This window comes from Trinickia fusca (assembly GCF_003628145.1).
In the GTDB taxonomy this organism is placed as follows: domain Bacteria; phylum Pseudomonadota; class Gammaproteobacteria; order Burkholderiales; family Burkholderiaceae; genus Trinickia; species Trinickia fusca.
On sequence record NZ_RBZV01000003.1, the window covers coordinates 562,298 to 586,311 of the forward strand.

General features: G+C 65.2%; 21 protein-coding genes and 1 tRNA gene. 6 read left to right on the forward strand and 16 right to left on the reverse strand.

Annotation, left to right across the window (positions count from 1 at the left end):
• Nucleotides 1-52: 52 nt before the first annotated feature.
• Nucleotides 53-1,756, forward strand: coding sequence for a carboxylesterase/lipase family protein (locus tag D7S89_RS11845; RefSeq protein ID WP_220702140.1), 1,704 nt, complete (start codon nucleotides 53-55; stop codon nucleotides 1,754-1,756).
• 27 nt (nucleotides 1,757-1,783) lie between these two features.
• Here the strand turns inward: D7S89_RS11845 and D7S89_RS11850 are convergent, their stop codons facing one another.
• The 5 genes from D7S89_RS11850 to gatC form a co-directional block, all read right to left on the reverse strand.
• The gene (locus tag D7S89_RS11850) at nucleotides 1,784-2,560 is read right to left on the reverse strand and encodes an exodeoxyribonuclease III (protein WP_121277839.1); all 777 of its coding nucleotides are present in this window, start codon (nucleotides 2,558-2,560) and stop codon (nucleotides 1,784-1,786) included.
• A gap of 112 nt (nucleotides 2,561-2,672) precedes the next feature.
• Complete coding sequence (locus D7S89_RS11855; protein WP_121277840.1) at nucleotides 2,673-3,512, reverse strand: PPK2 family polyphosphate kinase; 840 nt, start codon at nucleotides 3,510-3,512, stop codon at nucleotides 2,673-2,675.
• Between the two features lie 139 nt (nucleotides 3,513-3,651).
• Entirely contained in the window at nucleotides 3,652-5,121 is a 1,470-nt protein-coding gene (gene gatB / locus D7S89_RS11860; RefSeq protein WP_183085163.1) for an Asp-tRNA(Asn)/Glu-tRNA(Gln) amidotransferase subunit GatB, read from the reverse strand.
• 2 nt (nucleotides 5,122-5,123) lie between these two features.
• Entirely contained in the window at nucleotides 5,124-6,614 is a 1,491-nt protein-coding gene (gene gatA / locus D7S89_RS11865) for an Asp-tRNA(Asn)/Glu-tRNA(Gln) amidotransferase subunit GatA (protein WP_121277841.1), read from the reverse strand.
• 59 nt (nucleotides 6,615-6,673) lie between these two features.
• Complete coding sequence (gatC, locus tag D7S89_RS11870; protein WP_121277842.1) at nucleotides 6,674-6,973, reverse strand: Asp-tRNA(Asn)/Glu-tRNA(Gln) amidotransferase subunit GatC; 300 nt, start codon at nucleotides 6,971-6,973, stop codon at nucleotides 6,674-6,676.
• Nucleotides 6,974-7,346: 373 nt separating this feature from the next.
• On the opposite strand from gatC, the gene D7S89_RS11875 reads away from it, so the two are divergent.
• The 5 genes from D7S89_RS11875 to rodA all read left to right on the forward strand — a co-directional run bounded on the left by D7S89_RS11875 (nucleotide 7,347) and on the right by rodA (nucleotide 13,720).
• Nucleotides 7,347-8,390, forward strand: coding sequence for a rod shape-determining protein (locus D7S89_RS11875; RefSeq protein WP_017772379.1), 1,044 nt, complete (start codon nucleotides 7,347-7,349; stop codon nucleotides 8,388-8,390).
• A gap of 98 nt (nucleotides 8,391-8,488) precedes the next feature.
• The gene (mreC, locus tag D7S89_RS11880) at nucleotides 8,489-9,565 is read left to right on the forward strand and encodes a rod shape-determining protein MreC (protein WP_121277843.1); all 1,077 of its coding nucleotides are present in this window, start codon (nucleotides 8,489-8,491) and stop codon (nucleotides 9,563-9,565) included.
• Nucleotides 9,562-10,074, forward strand: a complete 513-nt coding sequence (mreD, locus tag D7S89_RS11885; RefSeq protein ID WP_121277844.1) for a rod shape-determining protein MreD — start codon at nucleotides 9,562-9,564, stop codon at nucleotides 10,072-10,074. Before mreC ends, mreD begins: the two co-directional genes overlap by 4 nt.
• A gap of 20 nt (nucleotides 10,075-10,094) precedes the next feature.
• Nucleotides 10,095-12,560 carry a penicillin-binding protein 2 gene (gene mrdA / locus D7S89_RS11890; protein WP_121277845.1) on the forward strand — a complete coding sequence of 822 codons (2,466 nt, stop codon included), beginning with the start codon at nucleotides 10,095-10,097 and terminating at the stop codon, nucleotides 12,558-12,560.
• Between the two features lie 11 nt (nucleotides 12,561-12,571).
• Complete coding sequence (gene rodA / locus D7S89_RS11895) at nucleotides 12,572-13,720, forward strand: rod shape-determining protein RodA (RefSeq protein WP_121277846.1); 1,149 nt, start codon at nucleotides 12,572-12,574, stop codon at nucleotides 13,718-13,720.
• A 43-nt stretch (nucleotides 13,721-13,763) separates the two neighbouring features.
• On the opposite strand, the gene D7S89_RS11900 is transcribed toward rodA, so the two are convergent.
• From D7S89_RS11900 to htpX, 11 genes are all read right to left on the reverse strand, one after another.
• Nucleotides 13,764-14,450 (reverse strand): tetratricopeptide repeat protein, encoded by a 687-nt coding sequence (locus tag D7S89_RS11900; RefSeq protein ID WP_425470784.1) that lies wholly within the window; start codon nucleotides 14,448-14,450, stop codon nucleotides 13,764-13,766.
• Nucleotides 14,451-14,491: 41 nt separating this feature from the next.
• Nucleotides 14,492-15,274 (reverse strand): HpcH/HpaI aldolase family protein, encoded by a 783-nt coding sequence (locus D7S89_RS11905; protein ID WP_121277848.1) that lies wholly within the window; start codon nucleotides 15,272-15,274, stop codon nucleotides 14,492-14,494.
• A gap of 193 nt (nucleotides 15,275-15,467) precedes the next feature.
• Entirely contained in the window at nucleotides 15,468-15,911 is a 444-nt protein-coding gene (queD, locus tag D7S89_RS11910; protein WP_121277945.1) for a 6-carboxytetrahydropterin synthase QueD, read from the reverse strand.
• 10 nt (nucleotides 15,912-15,921) lie between these two features.
• Nucleotides 15,922-16,554 (reverse strand): 7-carboxy-7-deazaguanine synthase, encoded by a 633-nt coding sequence (queE, locus tag D7S89_RS11915; protein WP_121277849.1) that lies wholly within the window; start codon nucleotides 16,552-16,554, stop codon nucleotides 15,922-15,924.
• A 117-nt stretch (nucleotides 16,555-16,671) separates the two neighbouring features.
• Entirely contained in the window at nucleotides 16,672-17,403 is a 732-nt protein-coding gene (gene queC / locus D7S89_RS11920; protein ID WP_121277850.1) for a 7-cyano-7-deazaguanine synthase QueC, read from the reverse strand.
• Between the two features lie 233 nt (nucleotides 17,404-17,636).
• Nucleotides 17,637-17,712 (reverse strand) — tRNA-Phe (locus tag D7S89_RS11925).
• A gap of 80 nt (nucleotides 17,713-17,792) precedes the next feature.
• Nucleotides 17,793-18,479 carry a response regulator transcription factor EsaR gene (gene esaR, locus D7S89_RS11930; RefSeq protein WP_121277851.1) on the reverse strand — a complete coding sequence of 229 codons (687 nt, stop codon included), beginning with the start codon at nucleotides 18,477-18,479 and terminating at the stop codon, nucleotides 17,793-17,795.
• Nucleotides 18,480-20,891, reverse strand: coding sequence for a sensor histidine kinase (locus tag D7S89_RS11935; protein WP_121277852.1), 2,412 nt, complete (start codon nucleotides 20,889-20,891; stop codon nucleotides 18,480-18,482).
• Complete coding sequence (locus D7S89_RS11940) at nucleotides 20,881-21,474, reverse strand: DUF4390 domain-containing protein (protein WP_121277853.1); 594 nt, start codon at nucleotides 21,472-21,474, stop codon at nucleotides 20,881-20,883. Before D7S89_RS11940 ends, D7S89_RS11935 begins: the two co-directional genes overlap by 11 nt.
• A complete protein-coding gene (gene rsmB / locus D7S89_RS11945) occupies nucleotides 21,471-22,928 on the reverse strand; it encodes a 16S rRNA (cytosine(967)-C(5))-methyltransferase RsmB (protein ID WP_121277854.1) in 1,458 nt (485 codons plus the stop codon). Before rsmB ends, D7S89_RS11940 begins: the two co-directional genes overlap by 4 nt.
• A 190-nt stretch (nucleotides 22,929-23,118) precedes the next feature.
• Nucleotides 23,119-23,976 carry a zinc metalloprotease HtpX gene (gene htpX / locus D7S89_RS11950; protein ID WP_121277855.1) on the reverse strand — a complete coding sequence of 286 codons (858 nt, stop codon included), beginning with the start codon at nucleotides 23,974-23,976 and terminating at the stop codon, nucleotides 23,119-23,121.
• Between the last annotated feature and the right edge of the window lie 38 nt (nucleotides 23,977-24,014).

The window sequence follows — 24,014 nt, forward strand, 5'->3', positions numbered from 1 at the left end:
TTCGAATCGCCATCCGCCATCTGTCTTGAAGGCTCTCGTCGATCGACGCCTCTTGCGTCGGCAGCCCGCCTTTGAACACGCCGAACCGCCGCCGCTTGCTCGCCTCACCGCGGTCGTCCTGCCCGCACTCGCCGCCGCGTCGCTCACGTCCGCCTTGCCGCGCACCGCGCACGGCGAGCCCATCTCGATAGCGGCCCCCGCACCGCGAATCGAACTACCTGCCGGCAGGATCGAGGGCTCACGCGCACAGGTCAACGGCACGCGGCTGCATATCTTCAAGGGCGTGCCTTATGCGGCCGCCCCGGTCGGCGCATCGCGCTGGCGCGAGCCGCAACCGGTCGAGCGCTGGGCCGGCATACGCGACGCCAAGCAGTTCGCGCCGCGCTGCATGCAGCCTCAGTCGTTCGGCGACATGCGATTTCGCTCGGCCTCGATGAGCGAAGACTGTCTTTACCTCAACGTCTGGACGCCCGCACGCAGCACCGATGAAAAACTGCCCGTCCTCGTTTATTTCCACGGCGGCGGCTTCCAGGCCGGCGATGGCTCCGAGCCGCGCTACGACGGCGCGAACCTCGCCGCGCGCGGCATCGTCAGCGTCACCGTCAATTACCGGCTCGGCGTTTTCGGCTTTCTGGCGCTGCCAGAGCTCGCTCAGGGGTCGCCGCACGGCGCGTCGGGCAATTACGGTTTGCTCGACCAGGTCGCGGCGCTGCGTTGGGTGCGAGATAACATCGCGCGGTTCGGCGGCGATCCGCAGCGCGTCACGATCGGCGGCGAATCAGCGGGTTCGGCTTCGGTCAGCGCCCATATGGCCTCGCCGCTCTCGAGCGGGCTCTTCGCGCACGCGATCGGCGAAAGCGGCGCGGCGTTTGCTTCGGGGGTGCCGTTACAGCGCCGCGACGCCGAAAAAAAGGGGCAAGCGTTCTTGCGGCAGCTAAGCGCCCCGTCGCTCGACGCGCTGCGCAACCTGCCCGCCGACACTGTCCAGACAGCCAGCCGCGACCACGAAAGCAGCAGCCCAGAGGCAGCGCTCTTCTGGCCGCACGTCGACGGCTATTTTCTTACCGAGCCTCCTGAAGCGACGTTTCGCAAAGGCGCGCAGGCACAGGTGCCACTGCTCGTGGGAACCAACTCGCACGAAGCCGATGTCAGCTGGTTGCGAGACAATCGCGACTTGGCACCCGCCAAGTGGCGCGATTTGTTGACGAGCATCTTCGACGACCGCGCCGACGAGGCACTGACCCACTACCCCGGCCACAACGCCACCGAAATCGCGAACGCGTCCAGTGCGCTCGCCGGCGACCTATTGATCGATAACGGCGTCTGGCGCTGGATGAACGTTCACCGCGAAACCGGCCACGCGCCCGTGTACTTCTATTCATACACGCACACGCGACCACCCAGGCAAGACACGTCGCCAGATACGCACCCGGCGGCCGGCGCCATGCAGAGCAGCGAGATCGAATACGTGTTCGCCAATCTCGACCGGGAGCCTTCCTATGCCTGGACGGCCGACGATCGCCAAGTATCACGCCTGTTCTCGGGTTACTTCTTGCAATTCGTCAAGCACGGCAACCCGAACGGCCCCACGCTGCCGAACTGGCCGGCTGTGCGCGAAGACCAAGGCGGGTTACTGCGTCAAGTCATCGATACACGCACCCAAACGACCGTCGATCGCTCGGCTGCCCGCCAAGCGTTCCTCGAGTCGTTTTTCAGAGTGCATTCCCCCGTGCGCAAAGGCGACACGGCGTCTTAGCCGCAAGCGGGCCACACGGCGCAGCCGTCAAGCAACGCTGTACTCGTAGTCGACGGTGAGCGGCGCGTGGTCGCTGAACTTGATGTCGCGGAAGACGGACGTAGATTTGGCCGTCTCCGCAATGCCCGGCGTGGCGATCTGATAATCGATACGCCACCCGACGTTCTTCGCGTAAGCTTGGCCACGATTGCTCCACCACGTGTACTGCTCGGGCCGCTGATCGAGCGTGCGGAACACGTCGACATAACCGACTTCGTCGAACAGCGTGGTCAGCCAGGCGCGCTCTTCGGGCAGGCAACCGGAATTCTTCTGATTGCTCTTCCAGTTCTTGATGTCGATTTCCTTGTGGACGATGTTGACGTCGCCGCACACGATCACTTCGCGTTCGGCGCGCAGCGCCGTCAGATGCGGCATGAACTCGTCCATGAAGCGGTATTTGGCCTGCTGGCGATCCTCGCCGCTCGAGCCCGACGGCACGTACACCGACACCACCGACAGCTTGCCGAAGCGCGCTTCGACATAACGCCCTTCCGGGTCGAACTCTTCGCTGCCAAAGCCGATGATGACGTCGTCGGGTTCATGGCGCGTATAGAGGCCGGCGCCGCTGTAGCCCTTCTTGACGGCGTGCTGGAAGTAGCCGGTAAAGCCGTGCGGCGCGAGGAATTCGGGCGTCATGTCCTCTTGCGAGCACTTCACTTCCTGCACGCAGACGATGTCGGATTCCTGTTGCCCGAACCACTCGAAGAAGCCTTTTTTGGCAGCCGAGCGAATGCCGTTCAGGTTCGCGGTGATCACACGCAGCATGGTGTTCCTTCGTTTTAGCAATCAATGAATGGGATAGCGATAGAGTGGAGTGCGCGGCCGCTTCTTCAGCCGTTCTTCGGCCCGCTCGCCGACACGACGCCCCTACCCGCCGTCACGCGATGGTAATGCCTTTCAGCGATTCCTTCGCTGGCGGGTACGCGAGGTTCAAGCCCTCGAACACACGTAGCAGCAGCGCGGCGACCATCAGGTTACGGTGCGTTTTCGAATCGGCCGGCACGACGTACCACGGCGCCCGCTCGGTCGAGGTGGCCGTCAGCGCGTCACGGTAGGCGGCCTGGTACTCGTCCCACTGTTTGCGGGCCTCGAGATCGGAGACATCGAACTTCCAGTGCTTGGTCGGATCGTCGATGCGCGATTGCAGACGGCGCCGCTGCTCGTCCTTCGAGATGTGCAGGAAACACTTGAGGATCGCCGTTCCCGAATCGGCGAGCAGTTCTTCGAATTGGCGTATGTGGTGGTAGCGGCGCACGAGGTCGCCGTGGCTGAGCTGCCCGAGCACGCGCGGCACGAGCACGTCCTCGTAGTGGCTGCGGTTGAAGACCGTCAGCTCGCCGGCAGCCGGCGCATGGGCGTGCACGCGCCACAGGAAATCGTGCGCGGCCTCATCAGGCGTCGGCGCCTTGAACGGGGCGATGCGCAGGCCCAGCGGATCGACCTCGTGAAACACGGCGCGGATCGTGCCGTCCTTGCCGCTCGTATCCATGCCTTGCAGCACGAGCAGCACACGCTCGCACCGCTGCGCGTGCAGGCGCTCCTGCATCTCGTCGAGGCGCACGGCAAACTCGGCCAGCCGCTCGCGATCGGCCTGCTTCGTCCCGGTCGAAAACGGCTTGGCCGCGGTGTCGTAGTCGGTGAGTGCGAACGTCTCCGACTTTTTGCCGTTGCCGTAAAACGGGACCAGGAAATCGTCCAGATGCGGTTGTTTCGCCATGCCCTATTCCCAGGTGTCCTACGCTCGTTCGCGGGAGGCCCGGACGCAGCAGCAGACCACGCGGGCCACCTGCCAGCTTGCCGGGCCGGCTACCGGATGGAAGCGGCCGGGCGCCGGTTCGAGGCCGGCGCCCGCTCGTTCACGACAGCTTCTTCTTCAGCAGCTCGTTGACCTGCTGCGGATTGGCCTTGCCCTTGGTCGCCTTCATCGCCTGGCCGATCAGTGCGTTGAACGCCTTCTCCTTGCCGGCGCGGAACTCTTCGACCGATTTCTGGTTCGCGGCGAGCACCTCGTCGATGATCGCCTCGAGCGCGCCCGTATCGGAGATCTGCTTCAAGCCCTTCGCTTCGATGATGCGGTCTGCGGCGCCTTCGTCGGTGGCCTTTTCTTCCCAGATCGCCAGGAAGATCTCCTTGGCGATCTTGTTCGAAATCGTGCCGTCGGCGATGCGCTGCAAAACGAGCGCCAGCTGCGCCGCCGACACCGGACAGGCGTCGATCTCGAGCGCGTCGCGATTGAGCTGCGACGACACCTCGCCCATCAGCCAGTTCGCGGCAGCCTTGGCTTGTGCCGCGCCGGCCTTGGCGACCACCGCCTCGAAGTACGCGGCCATCGCCTTGCTCGAGGTCAGCACCGTCGCATCGTACGGCGTCACGCCGTATTGCTCGGCGAAGCGCCGCTGCATCGCGGCCGGCAGCTCGGGCATCTCGCCCTGGACGCGCTCGACCCACGCCGCATCGATCACGAGCGGCATCAGGTCGGGATCGGGGAAATAGCGGTAGTCGTGCGCGTCTTCCTTGCTGCGCATCGAGCGCGTCTCACGCTTGTCGGGATCGTAGAGGCGCGTTTCCTGCACGACGGTGCCACCGTCTTCGATCAGTTCGATCTGGCGGCGCACTTCGTACTGGATCGCTTCCTCGAGGAAACGGAACGAGTTCAGGTTCTTGATTTCGGCGCGCGTGCCGAATTCCTTCTGCCCGACCGGCCGCACCGACACGTTCGCGTCGCAGCGGAACGAGCCTTCCTGCATGTTGCCGTCGCAAATGCCGAGCCACACGACGAGCGCATGCAGCGCCTTCGCATAGGCAACGGCCTCGGCCGCGCTGCGCATCTCGGGCTCGGTGACGATCTCGAGCAGCGGCGTGCCCGCACGATTCAAGTCGATGCCGGTCATGCCGGCGAAGTCTTCGTGCAGCGACTTGCCCGCGTCCTCTTCGAGGTGCGCGCGCGTGAGATTGATCGTCTTCTCGTAAGCCGGCTTGCCCGCCTTTTCGTTGGCCGGCACCTGGATCGTAACGGTGCCGCCCTGGACGACCGGAATCTCGTACTGGCTGATCTGATAGCCCTTCGGCAGATCAGGATAGAAGTAATTCTTGCGCGCGAAGATGCTGCGCGGCGCGACGGTCGCGCCGATCGCGAGACCGAAGCGGATCGCGCGCTCGACGGCACCCTTGTTCATCACGGGCAGCACGCCCGGCAGCGCGAGGTCGACCACGCACGCCTGCGTGTTGGGCTCGGCGCCGAAGCGCGTCGAAGCGCCCGAAAAGATCTTCGAAGCCGTCGATAGCTGCGCGTGCGTCTCGAGGCCGATTACGACTTCCCACTCCATGTTCAGACTCCTGCAGGCGCTTGCGCGTGCCAGTCCGTTGCGCGCTGGAATGCATCCGCGATCTGCAACATCCGGGCTTCGTTGAAATAGTTGCCGATGATCTGCAAGCCGACCGGACGCTTGGCCGATTGGCCCGCGCCGAAGCCGCACGGCACGCTCATGCCGGGCAGACCGGCCAGGCTCACCGACAGCGTGTAGATATCGGCCAAATACATCTGCACAGGATCGTCGCCCTTCGCGCCGATGTCCCACGCCACCGATGGCGCCACCGGCCCCATGATGACGTCGCACGCTTTGAACGCTTCCTGAAAATCCTGCGCGATGATGCGGCGAATCTTCTGTGCCTGCAGATAGTACGCGTCGTAGTAGCCGTGCGAGAGCACGTACGTGCCGACCAGAATGCGGCGCTTGACCTCGGGGCCGAAGCCTTCCGCACGCGACTTCTTGTACATGTCGAGCAGATCGCGGTACTCGGCCGCGCGGTGACCGTAGCGCACGCCGTCGAAACGCGAGAGGTTCGACGACGCCTCGGCGGGCGCCAGCACGTAGTAAACCGGGATCGACAGCTCCGTCTTCGGCAGCGACACGGACACGAGTGTCGCGCCGAGCGCCTCATACTGCTTGAGCGCCGCGTCGACGGCCGCACGCACGTCGTCGGCCAGCCCCGCGCCGAAGTACTCCTTCGGCAGGCCGATGCGCAGGCCTGCGAGCGGCTTATCCGCGGCATTCTCGGGACGCCAGGCCTGGCCCAGATGGCGCGTGAAGTCTTCGTCCTCGCGCTGCAGGCTCGTCGAGTCGCGCTCGTCGAAGCCGGCCATCGCGTTGAGCAGCAGCGCGCAGTCGGCTGCGCTCTTCGCCATCGGGCCACCCTGATCGAGCGACGAGGCGAACGCGATCATGCCGTAGCGCGACACGCGTCCGTAAGTCGGCTTGATGCCGGTCACGCCCGAGAACGACGCGGGCTGACGGATCGAGCCGCCCGTATCGGTGGCGGTGGCGGCCGGCGCGAGGCCCGCCGCGACAGCCGCCGCGGAACCGCCCGAGGAGCCGCCCGGCACGGCGTGCGTATCCCAGGGATTGCGCACGGGGCCAAAGGCCGAATTTTCATTCGACGAGCCCATCGCGAACTCGTCCATGTTGGTCTTGCCCAGCGTGACCATGCCGGCACGGGTCAAGCGCTCGACGACGGTCGCATCGAACGGACTTTGGTAGCCCGCGAGCATCTTGGAGCCCGCCGTCGACTGCCAGCCGCGTGTGACGAACACGTCCTTGTGCGCGACCGGCACGCCCGTGAGCGGGCTCGCGTCGCCCTGCGCGAGACGCGCATCGGCCGCGCGCGCCTGCTCGAGCGTGAGCTCGGGTTGCACTTGCACGAACGCGTTGAGCTCGCGCGTGGCTTCGATGCGCGAGAGATATGACTGCGCGAGCTCGACGGCGGATACCTGTTTGTTCCGCAGCGCGCTCGCGAGCTCGGCCAGACTTTTCGCTTGCATGTGGATTTCTTTCCTGTCCTGAATCGGGGGACTTAAGCGCTTGAGCGCGATTCGCGCGGTTACTCGATGACCTTCGGCACGAGGTACAGCCCGTCCTGAACGGACGGCGCGCTGTGCTGGTAGGCGTCGCGGTCGACCGTTTCGGAAACGGCGTCCGCGCGCAGGCGCAGCGCGACTTCTTCGATCTGCTCGATCGGGTGTGCGAGCGGGGCGATGCCGGCGGTGTCGACTGCCTGCATCTGCTCGACGAGCCCGAAGAACTCGTTGAGCTGGACGAGGGTACGTTCGGCGTCCGCATCGGCCAATTCGAGCCGCGCGAGATGGGCGATGCGTTTCACATCGGTCAAGGTCAAAGCCATGCGTCTCACCGGAAAAAACAAACGCTGCGCGCAACGGGAAAAAACCGTGCTGCGCCAGGGAGTTAGGTCGTGGGATCGAGCCCTCAAACTGCGGGCCGGGGACGACAAAAAGGACCGTCCGTTTACTGCAAATAGGACGAAATTATAAGGTATCATTACGCGTTCGAACCAAATCCGGACCGCCTAGCCCCCTGGCCTTTCGGTGCTTTGCAGCTCACCTCGCCTCTCGCACGGCGGCCTCCGGTCGAATTTCATTGCAGCTTCGAGCTCGTGTGGCGGCCGCTCACGCCCGAACCCGAAGCTTTTGTTTTTTCCGCTGTCGGGCGGCGCCCCCAGTGGCGAAACCCGGCCTCTCCCGCGAGACAGGAATTTCATGTTCGGCTTTTTGCGCAGCTACTTCTCCAACGATCTGGCGATCGACCTCGGCACCGCCAACACCCTCATCTACATGCGCGGCAAAGGCATCGTGCTCGACGAACCCTCCGTCGTCTCGATTCGTCAGGAAGGCGGTCCCAACGGCAAGAAAACCATTCAGGCAGTCGGCCGCGAAGCGAAGCAGATGCTCGGCAAGGTGCCCGGCAACATCGAAGCGATCCGTCCGATGAAAGACGGCGTGATCGCCGACTTCACTGTCACCGAGCAGATGATCAAGCAGTTCATCAAGACGGCACACGAGTCGCGCATGTTCTCGCCGTCGCCGCGCATCATCATCTGCGTGCCGTGCGGCTCGACCCAGGTCGAGCGCCGCGCGATCAAGGAAGCGGCACACGGCGCGGGCGCCTCGCAGGTGTATCTGATCGAAGAGCCGATGGCCGCCGCGATCGGCGCGGGCCTGCCGGTGTCCGAAGCGACGGGCTCGATGGTCGTCGATATCGGCGGCGGCACGACCGAAGTCGGCGTGATCTCGCTCGGCGGCATCGTCTACAAGGGCTCGGTGCGCGTGGGCGGCGACAAGTTCGACGAGGCGATCGTCAACTACATCCGCCGCAACTACGGCATGCTGATCGGCGAACAAACGGCCGAAGCGATCAAGAAGGAAATCGGCTCGGCATTCCCGGGCTCCGAAGTGAAGGAAATGGAAGTGAAGGGGCGCAATCTGTCGGAAGGCATTCCGCGCAGCTTCACGATCTCGAGCAACGAAATCCTGGAAGCGCTGACCGATCCGCTCAATCAGATCGTCTCGTCGGTCAAGATCGCACTCGAGCAGACGCCGCCCGAACTCGGCGCCGATATCGCCGAACGCGGCATGATGCTGACGGGCGGCGGTGCGCTGCTGCGCGACCTCGACCGCCTGCTCGCGGAAGAAACGGGCCTGCCCGTCCTCGTCGCGGAAGACCCGCTCACCTGCGTCGTGCGCGGCTCGGGCATGGCCCTCGAGCGCATGGACAAGCTCGGCAGCATCTTCTCGTACGAGTGATGCGACACGCAGTACGGTTCTCGCGCTCGGTCCGTCGCATTCGTTGCGCCGACTGAGCGCGCCGCCCGCCGCCTACGATCGCGCCCTCGGCGTCGACCATGGAATACAGTCCGCCGCCTCTCTTCAAGCAAGGCCCGTCCGCGCTCGCCCGGCTCGTTTTTTTCGTCGTCCTCGCGCTCGCGCTGCTGATCTCCGACGCACGCTTCAAGACGCTCGAAATCGTCCGCGGGGTGCTCGACGTGGGGCTTTACCCGCTGCAGCGCACGGCGCTCGTGCCGCGTGACCTCATCGTCGGGGCCGCCGATTTCGTCGTGACGAACGCCACGCTGCGCACCGACAACCGCAAGCTCTCGGACAAGAATCTGCAACTGTCCCAGCGGGCCAATCAAGTCACCCTGCTGGCGGCCGAGAACGCGCACCTGCGCGCGATCCTCGAGCTGTCGCAACGCGCTGCCACACGCTCGACGCCGGCCGAGATCCAGTACGACACGCGTGATCCGTTCACGCAGAAGGTCGTGCTCGGCGGCGGCTCGCAGCAAGGTATCCAGAACGGCTCGCCGGTCGTCAGCGAAGACGGCATGATCGGCCAGATCACGCGTGTGTTCCCGCTGCAGTCCGAAGTCACGCTGCTCACCGACAAGGATCAGGCCGTGCCCGTCGAAATCGTGCGCACGGGGCTGCGCAGCATCGTTTACGGCACGCCGAACGGCGACTCGCTCGAACTGCGCTTCGTGCCGATCAGCGCCGATCTCGTGGTCGGCGACGAACTCGTGACGAGCGGGCTCGACGGCGTCTACCCGTCGGGGCTGCCCGTCGCCAAGGTCGTGCGCGTCGACAAGCAGGCCGATACCGCGTTCGCGCGCGTCGTCTGCCTGCCGGTGGCCGCCGTGCGCGGCGCGCGCGACGTGCTCGTGCTGCATTACCAGAGCAACGTGCCGCCGCGCCCCGAGGAGCCGGAAGCCGCCTCGTCGACGAAGGAAACCAAAGGCAAGAAGGGCGCCAAGGCCGCGCCCAAGAATGTCGAAAAGACCGACAAGGCCGGTGAAAAGCAGGGCGACAAGCCGGCGGAGAAGGCAGCCGACAAGGCAGCCGATCAAACGGCAAGTACGGCGGCGGCCAAGCCGACCGAGAAGAACGCGGCGGCGCCGAGCGCCGCATCGGGAGCGCAGCGATGAACCGTCCGCATTACATCCTGCTGCCGGTCAATCCGTACTTCATTACGTTCAGCCTCGCTTGCGCGTTTCTGCTGAACCTGATGCCGTGGGGGCGTCTCATCGGCGTGCCCGACTTCGTCGCGCTCGTGCTGCTGTTCTGGAACGTCCATCAGCCGCGCAAGGTCGGCATGGGCATCGCATTCTTCCTCGGTCTGCTGATGGACGTACACGACGCGAGCCTGCTCGGCGAGCACGCGCTTGCCTACACGCTGCTGTCGTACGGCGCGATCACGATTCACCGGCGCGTGCTGTGGATGCCGCGCGGCGTACAAGTGTTCGCCGTCGCCCCGTTGCTCGTCGTCGCCCAGCTCGTGCCGTTCGTCACGCGTCTGCTGATGGGCGCGGCGTTCCCCGGCTGGGGCTATCTCGTGCACGGCTTCGTCGAAGCGGCGTTGTGGCCGCTCGCCTGCACCCTGTTGTTGATGCCGCAACGTCGCCCGGCCAATCCTGACGACACGCGGCCCATCTGAGCGCGCCCGCGCGCCGTAGCATGACGGAATTCAAGAACACCCAGCAGCAGCTCTCGAAGTTCCGCGTACGCGTCGCGGCGGCAGGGTTGTTCGTGCTCGTTCTCTTCAGCCTGCTCGTACTGCGTTTCCTGTTCCTGCAGGTGTGGCATTACAGCAAGTATTCGTTGCAAGCCGAGGAGAACCGCATCTCGGTCGCGCCGATCGTGCCGAACCGCGGCATCATCACCGACCGCAACGGCGTCGTGCTCGCGCGCAACTACTCCGCGTACACGCTCGAAATCACGCCGTCCAAGCTCGACGACACGCTCGATCACGTCATCGATAAGCTCTCGACGGTCATCACGATCGATGCCCGCGACAAGCGCCGTTTCAAGAAGCTGCTCGAGGACTCGAAGCACTTCGAGAGCCTGCCGATCCGCACGCGCCTGACCGACGAGGAAGTCGCACGCTTCACGGCCCAGCGGTTCCGCTTTCCCGGCGTCGACGTGCGCGCGCGCCTGTTTCGCCAATATCCGCTCGGCACGACCGCCGCGCACGTGATCGGCTACATCGGCCGCATCTCGCAGCGCGATCAGGAGCGCATCGACGACACCAGCGATCAGAACGACAGCGACCCCGATCACTACGATCCGCGACTCGACGCGAACAACTACAACGGCACCGACTACATCGGCAAGATCGGCGTCGAACAGAGCTACGAAGCCGAGCTCCACGGGCTCACCGGCTTCGAGGAAGTCGAAGTGACGGCTGGCGGGCGTCCCGTGCGCACGATGTCGCGCACGCAGGCGACGCCCGGCAACAATCTCGTGCTGTCGATCGACATCGGCCTGCAAGAGGTGGCAGAGCAGGCGTTCGCGGGCCGGCGCGGCGCGCTGGTCGCGATCGAGCCGGCCACGGGCGACGTCCTCGCGTTCGTCTCCGCGCCGAGCTTCGATCCGAACGCCTTCGTCGACGGCATCGACCAGCAAAACTGGGACGAGCTCAACAACTCGCCCGATCATCCGCTGCTGAACCGCCCGCTGCACAGCGCCTATCCGCCGGGCTCGACCTACAAGCCGTTCATGGCGCTGGCCGCGTTGACACTGCATAAGCGCACGCCCGACTGGGGCTTCCACGATCCGGGCTCGTATACGTTCGCGGGCCACGTGTTCCGCAACGACGTGCCGCAGGGCCAGGGCTGGATCGACATGAACCGCGCGATCATGGTGTCGAACGACACCTATTTCTACATGCTCGCGCACGACCTCGGCGTCAACACGATCGCCAACTTCATGAAGCCGTGGGGCTTCGGCCAGATCACCGGCATCGACATCGCAGGCGAAGCGCGCGGCATCCTGCCGTCGACCGACTGGAAGAAGAAGGCGTATCGCAAGCCCGAACAGCAGCGCTGGTACGAGGGTGAAACGATCAGTCTCGGCATCGGGCAGGGCTACAACTCGTACACGATGCTGCAGCTCGCTCACGCGACGGCGACGCTCGCCAACAACGGCGTCGTGATGAAGCCGCACCTCGTCAAGGAAATCGAAAATCCGATCACGCACCTGCTACGGCAGACGGTGCCGCACGAAAGCGGGCGCATCGACGTCTCGCAGGCCGATATCGACGTGGTGAAGCGTGGCATGATCAACGTGACGAGCAATCCGTCGGGCACGGCCTATGAGGTGTTCCGCAACTCGGCGTACGCCGTGGCCGGCAAGACCGGGACCGCACAGGTGTTCTCGCTGCAAGGCGCCAAGTATCACGGCGGCGCGCTGGCCGAACATCTGCGCGACCACTCGCTGTTCATCGCGTTCGCGCCGGCTGACGATCCGAAGATCGCGGTGGCGGTCATCGTCGAAAACGGCGGGTGGGGCGCCAGCGTGGCCGGTCCGATCGTGCGTCGCGTGCTCGATTACTACCTGCTTCAACGCAACAAGCCTGGCGTGCTGGCTGCGGCCGTCGCCGACGCCGCTTCGGCCACGCAAGTCGTGAATGGTCCCGTGATCGGCGCCTCGGAGGCGCAAGGCGCGCAGCCCGTCAAGATCGCGGCGGGTTTCAAGGCTTTGCCGATGCCCGTGGTGCCGGCTTCCGCGCCGCGCGATGCGTCGGGCGCCGCGACGGTGTCGGGTGCGGTGGCGGCTTCGGGCACCACGACGGCATCGGGAGCTGCGGCGGCATCGGGAGCTGCGGCGGCATCGGGAGCTACGGCGGCATCCGCGGCGAGTGCGGCGTCCGCCGCCATCGGCACGGCGCGCGCTATGCCGGCTTCGTCCGCCATCGGCAACGCCAACCAAGCCGTGAAAACCGGCCGAGGCCCGAAGGCGGCCGCCGCCGCGTCCGCGATACCGGCTACCGCCAAGCCCGTGCCATCGGCACCGGCACCACAGCCTGCCAGCGACACGCACAACGAGGCGCTCGCCCCAACGCGCAACGGCACCGACGATAAGGGCGCTGCGGGCGAGGGCGCGGCACCGGCTACGCCGGCTCAAGCCGGCATCGACGAATAACGGAGAGAGGCATGCATTTCGACAAGCGCGCCTGGCTCGAACGCATCAAGAAGATGTTCGTGGGCTTTGACCGTCCGCTCGCGCTGACGGTGTTCCTGTTGCTGTGCGTCGGCATCGTGACGCTGTACAGCGCGAGTCTCGACGTGCCCGGGCGCGTCGAAGACCAGCTGCGCAACATCGTGCTCACGTTCGTGCTGATGTGGGGGCTCGCGAACGTACCGCAGACCACGCTGATGCGCTTTGCCGTCCCGCTATATACGTTCGGCGTCGCCTTGCTCGTCGCGGTGGCGGCGTTCGGCATCACGAAGAAGGGCGCCAAACGCTGGATCAACGTCGGTGTCGTCATTCAACCGTCCGAGATCCTGAAGATCGCGACGCCGCTCATGCTGGCCTGGTACTACCAGCGCCGAGAGAGCAACATCCGCTGGTACGACTTCGTCGCCGGTTTCGCGATCCTGATGGTGCCTGTCGGGCTCATCGCGAAGCAGCCCGACCTCGGTACGGCCGTGCTCGTGTTCGCCGCGGGCCTGTTCGTGATCTACTTCGCCGGGCTGTCGTTCAAGCTCATCGTGCCCGTGCTCGTGGCCGTGGTCATCGCGGCGGGCTCGATCGCCACGTTCCAGGACAAGATCTGTCAGCCGCAGGTGCAATGGCCCCTCATGCACGACTATCAGAAGCACCGCATCTGCACGCTGCTCGATCCGACGTCCGATCCGCTGGGCAAGGGCTTTCACACGATTCAGGCCGTGATCGCGATCGGCTCGGGGGGCCCGCTCGGTAAAGGCTGGCTCAAGGGCACGCAGGCCCACCTCGACTTCATCCCCGAAAAGCACACCGACTTCATCTTTGCCGTGTTCTCGGAGGAGTTCGGCCTCGCGGGTGAACTCGTACTGCTCGCGCTATACATCGCGCTGATCGCGCGCGGCCTCTTTATCGCGGCCAACGGCGCGACACTGTTCGGCCGGCTGCTGGCCGGCTCGTTGACGATGGCGTTCTTCACCTACGCGTTCGTCAACGTGGGGATGGTGAGCGGGATCCTGCCCGTCGTCGGCGTGCCGCTGCCATTCATGAGCTACGGTGGCACGGCGCTCACGACGCTCGGCACCGCCGTGGGCCTCATCATGAGCGTCGGACGCCAGAAGCGCTTGATGAAGAGTTGAGTGACGCGGGCCAGCGCCCACGCCACTCACGCGGCTCATACGCTCATTGCGAAGCAGCTTTCGGCTTGGCCGCCGGCGATTTCGCCTCGCGCTGGAGTTCGGCGCTCAATTGCTGGAATTTGAGCCGGGCGGCCGGGTCGCCTTGCGCGGCGGCCGCCGCGTAGTAGGCGCGCGCGACGTTCAGGTTGCGCTCGACGCCAGCGCCACCGCGTTCGTAGAACGAGCCCGTCACGTACTGCGCCGTCATGTCGCCGCCTTCGGCGGCCTTCTTGTACCAGTAGAACGCCTGCTTATCGTCGCGCGCGGTGCCGCGCCCGTCGAGAAACTGATTGGCGAGCGCAAGCTCCGCCTGGACGTGCCCTTGCTGCGCAGCCTTCAGAAACCACTGATGCGCTTCGGCCGGGTCACGCGCGACGAAATCGCCGTCGTCATACATCTTCCCGTACACGTATTGCGCATGCGACATGTTCGCGTCGGCCGCCTTGCGCAGCCATTTGCGGCCCTCGTCGACATCCGCCTTCGTGCCTTCGCCGTTCAGCAGCATCATCGCGTAGTTGAATTGCGCGAGCCGATTGCCGCGCTCGGCAGCGTCGTGGAATTCCTTGAGCGCCGCGCCGAAATTGCCAGCGTTGTAATCGGCCACGGCCGTCTGCGTTTGCGGATCGTCCTGCGCCGCGCTCGCGGCCGAGGCTTGCGCTCGTGCCGGGCTCGCGACCCAGCTACCGGCCATGATCAATGCCGCCAGCGCGGCCAGCGTGATTGCGCGCATCTTCATGCCTGTACCTCCTGCAACGCAGCTCGCGTCGCGCGCACGAGCCACATGACGTCGGCTGCGAGCGCGATGAAGCGAAAACCTGCCTCGCGATATTGCCGCGCACTCGCGACATCGAGCGCAAAAATGCCCGCTGCCACGCCGGCGCGCTGCGCCGCGCGCCCGATGTGGGCGATGGCCTCCTGCACATCGGGGTGCTTGGCATCGCCGAGATGACCGAGACTGGCGGCCAGATCGGCCGGCCCGACGAACAGGCAATCCAGGCCCGGCGTTTGGGCGATGTGCTCGACCTGCTCGAGTGCGCGCGCCGACTCGATCTGCACGATCGTGGCGATCTGCGCATTGGCACTTTGCAGATAGTCGCGCCGCGCGCCGAATGCCGCCGCGCGCACGACGCCCGCGACGCCGCGCAGCCCGTCGGTCGCCCCGGCGCACGGATACTGCGTCAGGCGCACCGCGTGGGCAGCCTGCTCGGCCGATTCGATATTCGGGAACATCAGCGTCCGGGCTCCTGCGTCGAGCACGCGCTTGACGAGCCAGCCTTCGCCGGCCGGAACACGCACAACAGGCTCGGTCGGCAAGTGCGCGGCGGCAATCGCGCGCAACTGCGCCGTCACGTCGGCCGAATCGTTCGGCGCGTGCTCCATGTCGATGCAGAGCCAGTCGAAGCCGGCATGCGCGAGCGCTTCGGCCGCGTCGGCACTGCCGAGCGACAGCCACAGGCCGAACAACGGCTCCGCTTCCTTCAGACGTTGTTTGAGGGGATTCGTGAACGCGCTCATCGACGCTCTCCTTGCGCAGCCGCCAAGCGACGTGAGCGACGCCTCATCGGCGATCGTTGCCCGGCATGTCTCGCTTTTGTTGATTTCTCGTCAGTGCCGGCTGCCCTGAGAGCAGTGCCAGCCTGGCTCGATCATACCGTGACAATAAACGGGCGGTTGGGTCGTGCACCGGAGTGCGCCCGAGCACGCGCAATTAGTCGCGCACGACGTCGGCCCAGCAGTTTGGCGTCTCATAGAGCCGCACGTGGTGCAGCCGCAGGTTCACGCCGTAGTGCGCGTCGTAGACGTGCGCGAGCGTGTCGAACGCGATGGCCGCGAGGTTCTCGACCGTCGGCACGCGATCGAGCACCACCGTCTTGTGGCCCGGCATCGATTCGAGGAATTCGCGCACGCGCGCGTCGCCCGAGTAGACGAGGAACGCGTGGTCCCAACGGCTCACGAGATGCTCCATCGCGAGCGCTTTGACATCGGCGAAGTCCATCACCATGCCGCAATCGGACGCGCCTTCCGTTTCGACGATATCGCCTTGCAGCGTGATCTCGAGCACGTAGCGATGCCCGTGCAGATTGCGGCATTGGCTGCGGTGATCGGGAATGCGGTGGCCCGCGTCGAATTCGAGTTTTCGGGTAATCGTCAGCACGATGGAATCAGGGAATGTTCAGGTACTTGTGGGTTTGCATCGACAGGCGCCACTGCGGATGACGCTTGCACCAGTCGATCGCGAGCCGCGTGTTCAAATCGCGCGCGGGCCCGTCCATCGGCTGTACGAGGAAATGGTCGAAATCGAGCTTGGCGTAGTCGGCCAGACGTTGGTTGTCCTGCGGCACGACGACCTTCAGCTCGTTGCCTTTCGTGACGACGAGCGGGGCGTCGGCCTTCGGACTCACGCAGATCCAGTCGATCGATTCGAGCACCGGCAGCGAGCCGTTCGTTTCGATCGCTACTTCGAAGCCGGCCGCATGCAGTGCATCGACGAGCGGCTCGTCCATTTGCAGCATCGGCTCGCCGCCCGTGCAGACGACGAAGCGATGCGCTTCCCCTGCCGGCCATAGCGAGGCGATTTGTTCGACGAGCGCTTGCGCGTCACGGTACTTGCCGCCGTTTTCGCCATCGGTGCCGACGAAGTCCGTATCGCAAAAGCGGCACACGGCCGTCTCACGGTCCTCTTCACGGCCCGACCACAGATTGCAACCGGCGAACCGGCAGAACACGGCAGGGCGGCCCGCGTTCGCGCCTTCGCCTTGCAACGTGTAGAAAATTTCCTTGACCGCGTACGTCATACTGCGTTGTTCCGTCTCAATGGCCGTGGGCGATGACCGATGGTTCGTCACCGACATCGCGGACGATATCGATGACACTGCCCATGCCGCTCGCCATCCGGCCGATATGCACCAGGCCTAAGCCGGCTGCGTCACCTTTTCGCCCGCTAGATAGGCCTCGTAGCCACGCTTGCGCAGGCGGCAGGCAGGGCATTCGCCGCAACCGAAACCCCACGCGTGCAGCTCGGCGCGTTCGCCCAGATAGCACGTATGCGTCTCGACGCGGACCAGCTCGACGAGCGAGTCGCCCCCGAGCGTGTGTGCGAGGCGCCACGTATCGGCCTTGTCGAGCCACATCAGCGGCGTCTCGAGAATGAAGCGGCTGTCCATGCCGAGGTTCAGCGCGACTTGCAGCGCCTTCATCGTATCGTCGCGGCAATCGGGGTAGCCCGAAAAGTCGGTTTCGCACATGCCGCCGACGAGCACCCGCAGACCACGCCGATAGGCGATCGCCGCAGCGATCGTCATGAACATCAGGTTGCGGCCGGGCACGAACGTGTTCGGCAGTCCGCTCGCTGCGGCCTCGATCTCGATTTCGCGCGTCATGGCCGTGTCGCTGATCGAGCCCAGCACCGACAGGTCGATCATGTGATCCTCGCCGAGCCGCTCAGCCCACTGCGGGAATTCACGCATGAGCGCTTGGCGCACGCCTTCGCGGCATTCGAGCTCGACGCGGTGGCGCTGGCCATAATCGAAGCCGAGCGTTTCGACCGTCGCGTAGCGCTCGAGCGCCCAGGCGAGACAGGTAGTCGAATCCTGACCACCGGAAAACAGCACGAGCGCGCCGCCGTTAGCGTCTGTCCGAATCACCGTGAAAACTCCGTGGACCGTGATGAATGATAAGCGTCGTGCCGCATGCGCGCGTGCCTCTTGCCCATTCGCAGTATACGCTGCGCCTATTGGGGCCAGGCCGCGCGGCGCTTATATTGACCAGAAGTGAAGGCCAAGGAAACGCGCTGACCAGCCGCCCATCGACGGCCCCAACCATGAAAGGCCATGTGAAAAACCCCAAGAACCTTGCGATTCTTGGGGTTGGATACTGCTGGTGGCCTGGGGCGGAATCGAACCACCGACACGCGGATTTTCAATCCGCTGCTCTACCAACTGAGCTACCGGGCCACGAAGAAGCGAGAGTATAGCAATGGGTTTTGTCTGCCGCAAGCATTTTTTCGCAAGCGGCTTCAGTTTCGGCTTCGGCTTTATTCGCCCTTGTTCTTGCTGAGGTCGACGCCGAGCTGCTTGAGCTTGCGATACAGGTGCGTGCGCTCGAGACCGGTCTTCTCGGCCACGCGCGTCATGCTGCCGTTCTCGCGCGCGAGGTGATATTCGAAGTAGGCGCGCTCGAATGCATCACGCGCATCGCGCAGCGGAATGTCGAACGAGATCGAAGCCGTTTGCGCCGGCAAGCTGCTGGCCGCGACATTGTCGACGGCCATCATCGGCAATGCGACGGCTTGCGCGACGGTTGCCGCATTGGCCGGCACCGCCTTGGCCGCTGCCGCTTGCGCGGTGGGCAGTGCGGTGCCCCGCGCCAGCCCCTGCTCGACGGCTTTCAGCAGCTTTTGCAGCGCAATCGGCTTCTCGAGGAAATTGAGTGCGCCGATCTTCGTCGCTTCGACGGCCGTGTCGATGGTCGCATGGCCCGACATCATGATGACGGGCATGGTCAGCTGCCCCTGCGCTGCCCACTCCTTGAGCAGCGTCACGCCGTCGGTGTCGGGCATCCAGATATCGAGCAGCACCAGATCAGGCGCCTGACGCAAGCGGGATTCGCGCGCCTGCTGCGCGTTTTCCGCCACTTCCACGGCATGTCCCTCGTCGCTCAGGATTTCCGAGAGCAATTCCCGGATACCCATTTCGTCGTCTACTACCAGGATGGTTGCCATTTATGCTGCCCTTGTCTGCACTGTTGCTTTTGTCGTTCCCGGCGCGGCACCGCCGCGCGATGGCGCGCTCGCCGCCCCAGCTGCTGGAGCGTCGTCTGCCATTTGCAGGAACAAAATCGAGATTTGCGCGCCTTCGACCGTCTCGCTACCCGCTTTCACGCGATTGCGAATGTCGATGCGTGCGCCGTGTTCGTCGACGATCTTCTTGACCGTGGCAAGCCCGAGCCCCGTTCCTTTGGCCTTCGTCGTCACGTAAGGTTCGAACGCGCGCGTGAGAATGCGCGCGGGGAAGCCCGGGCCGTTGTCCGACACGGTCAGGCGCACCGCGACGCTCACTTTGCCGTGCACGTCGGGGTCGCCATATTCTACTGTTTTGGTTTCGAGGAGCACATGCGGGCTTTCCGCATCGGCCACCGCATCCTGCGCATTCTGCAGCAGGTTGTGAATCACCTGACGCAACTGCGTCGCGTCGCCCTTGATCACGGGCAGCGCCGACAGCTCCACCGCGATCGGGCTCTTGCCTTCCTCGATGCCGTACAACCCGAGCACTTCCGTCACCAGGTCGTTCAACTGGAGATGCGCGAGCACGGCCGGCGGCGTACGCGCGTAGTCGCGGAAATCGTCGACCATCTGCTTCATCGCCGCGACCTGATTGACGATCGTCGTCGCACCGCGTTTGAGCACGTCGGCATCGTGCTGCGAAAGCTTATCGGCGAGCTTCATCTGCAGGCGCTCGGCCGACAGCTGGATCGGGGTGAGCGGATTCTTGATCTCGTGCGCAAGCCGACGCGCCACCTCGCCCCAGGCCACCGAACGCTGCGCCGATATGACATCCGAAATGTCGTCGAACACGACTACGTAGCCGGTCGCCTGCGCCTCGTCGCCCTGCGTGCCCGAGGCGAGCCGCGTGCCGCGCACGAGCAGCGTCAGCGGCTCGCTCTCACCCGGCACCGGGACGGCAAATTGCTGCTGCCAGTGGCCGCCGTCGTCGACACCGTTCGTACTCGCGGCCTCGCGATCGGCAAACGCCTTGCGCACCATCACGGCGAACTCGGCAACCACGCCGATGTGCTCGAGCGAGGCGCCCAGCATCGACTGGAACGGCTGCCGGAAAATCCGCTCGGCGCCACGATTGGCCGTCGTGAGCCGAAACTGTCGGTCGAGCACGAACACGCCGGCCGTCAGGTTCGCCAGAATGCTCTCGAGATACGCTTTCGAATGTTCGAGCGCGACGCGATTGCGCTCGACGGCCGCACGCGCCTCCGACAGCTGGCGCGTCATCGCGTTGAACGACTGCGTGAGGAAGCCGAGCTCGTCGCGCGTCTTGATCTCGCGCTTGGGCGTGTAGTCGCCTTCAGCCACTTCCTTCGTACCCTTCGCGAGCAGGAACAGCGGCCGGGCGAGCTGATTGCCGAGCGCGAACGCGAGCATCATCGCCACGAACGTCGCCAAAAACAGGGCGAGCGTCAGCGTGCCGATGTACATCTTGCGCAGCCCCGTGCGACCAAGCGCCTTTTCCTGATACTCGCGGTAGGCCCGCTGCACGGAGTCGGCGTTGCGCGCGAGCGTCGGCGATACCGGCTGCGTGAGCTGCAGGAAGCGTTCGGTCGGCAGCAGCTGCGTCGTATTCGCATCGGGAATGCGTTCGAGCACGCGCAAGCGCAAGGTGCCCTTGCTGCCCCGGGCGTGCGGATCGCCGTCGATTTCGCCTTCGATCGACGCATAGCCGTGCCCGCGCGCCTGATCGATCATGATCTGCGTCGGCATGTCGTCGGGCACGAACGACGCGATGTTGCTCGACGCCTGCGCGACCACATGCAGATCGGGCGACGCGCCCATCACGCTGCCCGAGGATTCGACCAGCATCGCCTCCTGCACGCCGAACTGATCGCGCAGGCGCAGCAGCGTCAGCGTGGTGTTGTTGGGGGGCGTGCTCGCGAGCTGCTCAGCCATCAGCCGCGCCTTCGTCTGCAGATCGGACAGCGAGGCGTCGAGCATGCCGCGCCCGAGATTGAGACCCGCCGTCAGCGCCGTTTCGACGTTCACGTCGAACCACGACTCGATGCTGCGCGAAACGAACTGATACGAAACGACGTAGATGATCCCGCCTGGCACGACGCCGACGAGCGCAAAGAAGATGGCCAGCTTCGCCAGCAACCGCGTGCCGAATTTGCCCTTGCGCAAACGCGCGATGATCATCACGGCGAGCGCGACGACGACCAGCAGGAACACGAGCGCGACCACGATGTTCGCGGCGTACAGCCACGAGTAGTAGCGGTCGAAGAACTCCGTGTTCGCGCTCGCGGCTGCGAGCAGCACGAGCAGCAGCAACGCGGTGATCGCGACTGTCGAGACCAGCACGCGGGCGACGATGCTTTTCGCGTCCGCGACGCGGCGCACCCTACTTAGCACGTTCGGCCACCGTAAAGGGGAAGCGCTTCCAATCGGAAGCGAGCGTCCAGTCGCGGTTGTTGACCGCATCGACCTGGAACGGCTTGGGCATCAATGCCGTATCGAGCTCCATACGCACCGACGCCGTATAGGTTTCGCCTTGCTGGACCTGGTTGCGTTCGATCACATGCCACGACGTCACGTGTTTGATCACGGCGAGCGCATCGGAAAGCGAGGCGAAGCCGAGCTGCAAGCCGCCCGTCGAGACGCGGTACTCGCGCGTGAGCGGCTGAAACGACAGGCGTAGCGTTTGCGACACGGATACGGGCTGCTCGTCGAGCCAATACCAGCGCGGACGGGACAGCACGAAATCGGTCGTGAAGTACAGCGGAATGCCCTTGTTCACGGCATCTTCGAGGCTGCTGTTGAGCTCGAAGTCGAAGCGCGCATCGAGCGTCCAGCCGCTGCCGTCCGCCTGCAGCGAAGCGCGCTGCACGGCAATCGACTCGGCATGCGCAGGCACCGCCGCAGCGAGCAACAAGGTCAGCCCAATCCAGAGCGAGGCCGCAAGCCGCAGCGGGAAGAAGCGTTTGCTGATCGTCACCGTTTCTGAAAGCGCGCGTAGAAAAAACCGTCGTGGTCGATGGCAAACCCGGTGCGCTCGTCGGTGCGCAGGCCGGTCGATTGGGGCACCGACGACGTGGCTCCGGCCGCTGCCGAAACGGGCGCCAGTTGCCCCGGCGCGTCCAATCGTACCGCATCTTCATGTACGCGTTCAAACCACTGGGCCTGCGCCTCGCCTTCCTCGGGGAAGATCGAGCACGTCACGTAAAGCAGCTCGCCGCCCGGCTTCAGGAGTGGCCACAGCGCATCGAGGATGCGGCGCTGCTCGGCGACGAGCGCAGCGATGTCGGAGGCACGCCGCAGCCAGCGGATGTCGGGATGGCGCCGCACGATGCCCGAGGCCGAGCACGGCACATCGGCCAGGATGCGGTCGAATGCGATGCCGTCGTGCCATTGCGCGGGCTCACCCGCATCGCCCACGCGCACCTGTGCTTGCAGTTCGAGCCGCGCGAGGTTCTCGCCGATGCGCGCGGCGCGCGTTGCGTCGCTTTCGAGCGCGACGAGCGTCACGTCGGCCAACTCGAGCACGTGCCCTGTTTTGCCGCCGGGCGCCGCGCAAGCATCGAGCACACGCATGCCGTCACGCACACCCAGCCATTCGCCCGCCAGTTGCGCGCCGGCATCCTGCACCGAGACGACGCCTTGCGCAAAGCCGGGGATGCGCTCGACCGGGAGCGGCGCGGCCAGTCGCACCGCGTGAGTGCCGATCTGAGCGGCCTCGATCCCATGCTCGCGCAGCGTATCCAGATAGGAGGCCACCGTCGCGCGGCGTGCGTTCACGCGCAACGTCAGCGGGCCGGGACGATCGCCGGCAGCGAGGATGTCCTGCCAGCGCTCGTCCCATGCGCCCTTGACGGCGTCGATCCACCATTGCGGATAGTTCCACGCGGCCGGCGCGTCGGCACGCGCAGTGCTCATCAGCGTGTCGCGGTCACGCAGGAAAGTGCGCAACACGGCATTGACGAGGCCTTTCGCGAACGAGACTTCGCGACGTGCCCCGATTGCGTTCACCGCCTGATCGACGACCGTATGCGCCGCGTAGGGGGCCGCGTCGGTTTCATCGACGAGCAACGTCAGCGCGCACGCGAGCATGTTGCCGACATGCTGCGGCGGCGCCTTGCGCACGAGCCGTGCAGCGATCCAGTCGACCGTGCCGAGACGGCGCAGCGTGCGGTAAGCAATGTCCTGCATGGCGCCGCGCGCGCTGGCAGCCGAAGTGGCGGGTAGCGCAGCTTGCACGGCCGCCAGCGCCGCCGGCAAAGCTGTGCCGCTACGCACGGCGCCGACCGCCTGCGCGGCGCCATCGAGCGCGAAGCCCAGCGAGTCGGGCGGCAGATGCAGTTGCGACAAGCGTGACTCGCGGGCAGGCATAGGGCGCGCAGCAGAAGCGGACGGCTTAATCGAATGACGACGTGCGGAGGAAGGTCGAGTCATGGAAGGAGGGTGAACCGGGCACGGTACGGGGCACCGCGCACAAGCAAGACAAACGCCGCATTGTAACGTGACCGCGGACGACCCTTGCCGCGCACCGTCCCGCAAGCAAAAAGGGCGAGCTGCACAGCCCGCCCTTCTTTCCCATCAGGGCATACCGCGCACGGCATGCCATTCAGCCTTCAGGTATCGATCAGTCGTAACGGCCCGTGCGCGCCATCTCCTGCAGGCGCGCGATACGCTCTTCCGTCGCCGGGTGCGTCGAGAATAGATTGGCGACGCCGCCGCCCGACAGCGGGTTCAGGATCATCATCTGCGCCGTGGTGGGGTGGGCTTCGGCTGCGGCGAACGGGATACCCGACGCATAGCGATGAATCTTGTCGAGCGCCGAAGCCAACGCCTGTGGGTCGCCCGACAGCTCCGCACCGCCGCGGTCGGCCTCGAACTCGCGAGCGCGCGAGATCGCCATCTGGATCATGGCCGCGGCGATCGGCGCGAGCAGCGCGACGGCAATGCTCGCGATCGGATTGGCCGGGCGGCCTTCCTCGTCACGACCGCCGAAAAACATCGCGAAGTTCGCCAGCGCCGAGATCGCGCCGGCCATCGTCGCCGAGATCGTCGAAATCAGGATGTCGCGGTGCTTGACGTGCGACAGCTCGTGCGCCATCACGCCACGCATCTCGCGCTCGGACAGGATGCGCAGGATGCCCGTCGTAGCCGCCACGGCGGCATGCTCGGGACTGCGGCCCGTTGCGAACGCATTGGGCGCCTCTTCGTTGATCAGGTAGACGCGCGGCATCGGCAAACTTGCGCGCGTGGCCAATTCGCGGACCATCCGGTAGAACTGCGGCGCGCTGGTTTCGTCGACTTCCTGCGCGTTGTACATGCTCAGGACCATCTTGTCCGAGAACCAGTACGAGAAGAAATTCATCGCCAGTGCGATGACGAGCGCGAACATCATGCCGCGCGAGCCGCCGATCATCCCGCCAATAGTGACGAAGAGGGCCGTGATGGCGGCCATCAGCATCGCAGTTTTGACCCAGTTGAACATGTCGACTCCTTTTCTCGTTGCCTTGCCTACCAGTACCC

Bases quoted from the DNA above. Each gene is read 5' to 3' on its own strand.
- D7S89_RS11850 (WP_121277839.1), bottom strand. From the start codon at position 2,560: ATGCTGCGTGTGATCACCGCGAACCTGAACGGCATTCGCTCGGCTGCC.
- D7S89_RS11855 (WP_121277840.1), bottom strand. From the start codon at position 3,512: ATGGCGAAACAACCGCATCTGGACGATTTCCTGGTCCCGTTTTACGGC.
- gatB (WP_183085163.1), bottom strand. From the start codon at position 5,121: ATGGAGTGGGAAGTCGTAATCGGCCTCGAGACGCACGCGCAGCTATCG.
- gatA (WP_121277841.1), bottom strand. From the start codon at position 6,614: ATGCAAGCGAAAAGTCTGGCCGAGCTCGCGAGCGCGCTGCGGAACAAA.
- gatC (WP_121277842.1), bottom strand. From the start codon at position 6,973: ATGGCTTTGACCTTGACCGATGTGAAACGCATCGCCCATCTCGCGCGG.
- D7S89_RS11875 (WP_017772379.1), top strand. From the start codon at position 7,347: ATGTTCGGCTTTTTGCGCAGCTACTTCTCCAACGATCTGGCGATCGAC.
- mreC (WP_121277843.1), top strand. From the start codon at position 8,489: ATGGAATACAGTCCGCCGCCTCTCTTCAAGCAAGGCCCGTCCGCGCTC.
- mreD (WP_121277844.1), top strand. From the start codon at position 9,562: ATGAACCGTCCGCATTACATCCTGCTGCCGGTCAATCCGTACTTCATT.
- mrdA (WP_121277845.1), top strand. From the start codon at position 10,095: ATGACGGAATTCAAGAACACCCAGCAGCAGCTCTCGAAGTTCCGCGTA.
- rodA (WP_121277846.1), top strand. From the start codon at position 12,572: ATGCATTTCGACAAGCGCGCCTGGCTCGAACGCATCAAGAAGATGTTC.
- D7S89_RS11900 (WP_425470784.1), bottom strand. From the start codon at position 14,450: ATGGCCGGTAGCTGGGTCGCGAGCCCGGCACGAGCGCAAGCCTCGGCC.
- D7S89_RS11905 (WP_121277848.1), bottom strand. From the start codon at position 15,274: ATGAGCGCGTTCACGAATCCCCTCAAACAACGTCTGAAGGAAGCGGAG.
- queE (WP_121277849.1), bottom strand. From the start codon at position 16,554: ATGACGTACGCGGTCAAGGAAATTTTCTACACGTTGCAAGGCGAAGGC.
- esaR (WP_121277851.1), bottom strand. From the start codon at position 18,479: ATGGCAACCATCCTGGTAGTAGACGACGAAATGGGTATCCGGGAATTG.
- rsmB (WP_121277854.1), bottom strand. From the start codon at position 22,928: ATGACTCGACCTTCCTCCGCACGTCGTCATTCGATTAAGCCGTCCGCT.
- htpX (WP_121277855.1), bottom strand. From the start codon at position 23,976: ATGTTCAACTGGGTCAAAACTGCGATGCTGATGGCCGCCATCACGGCC.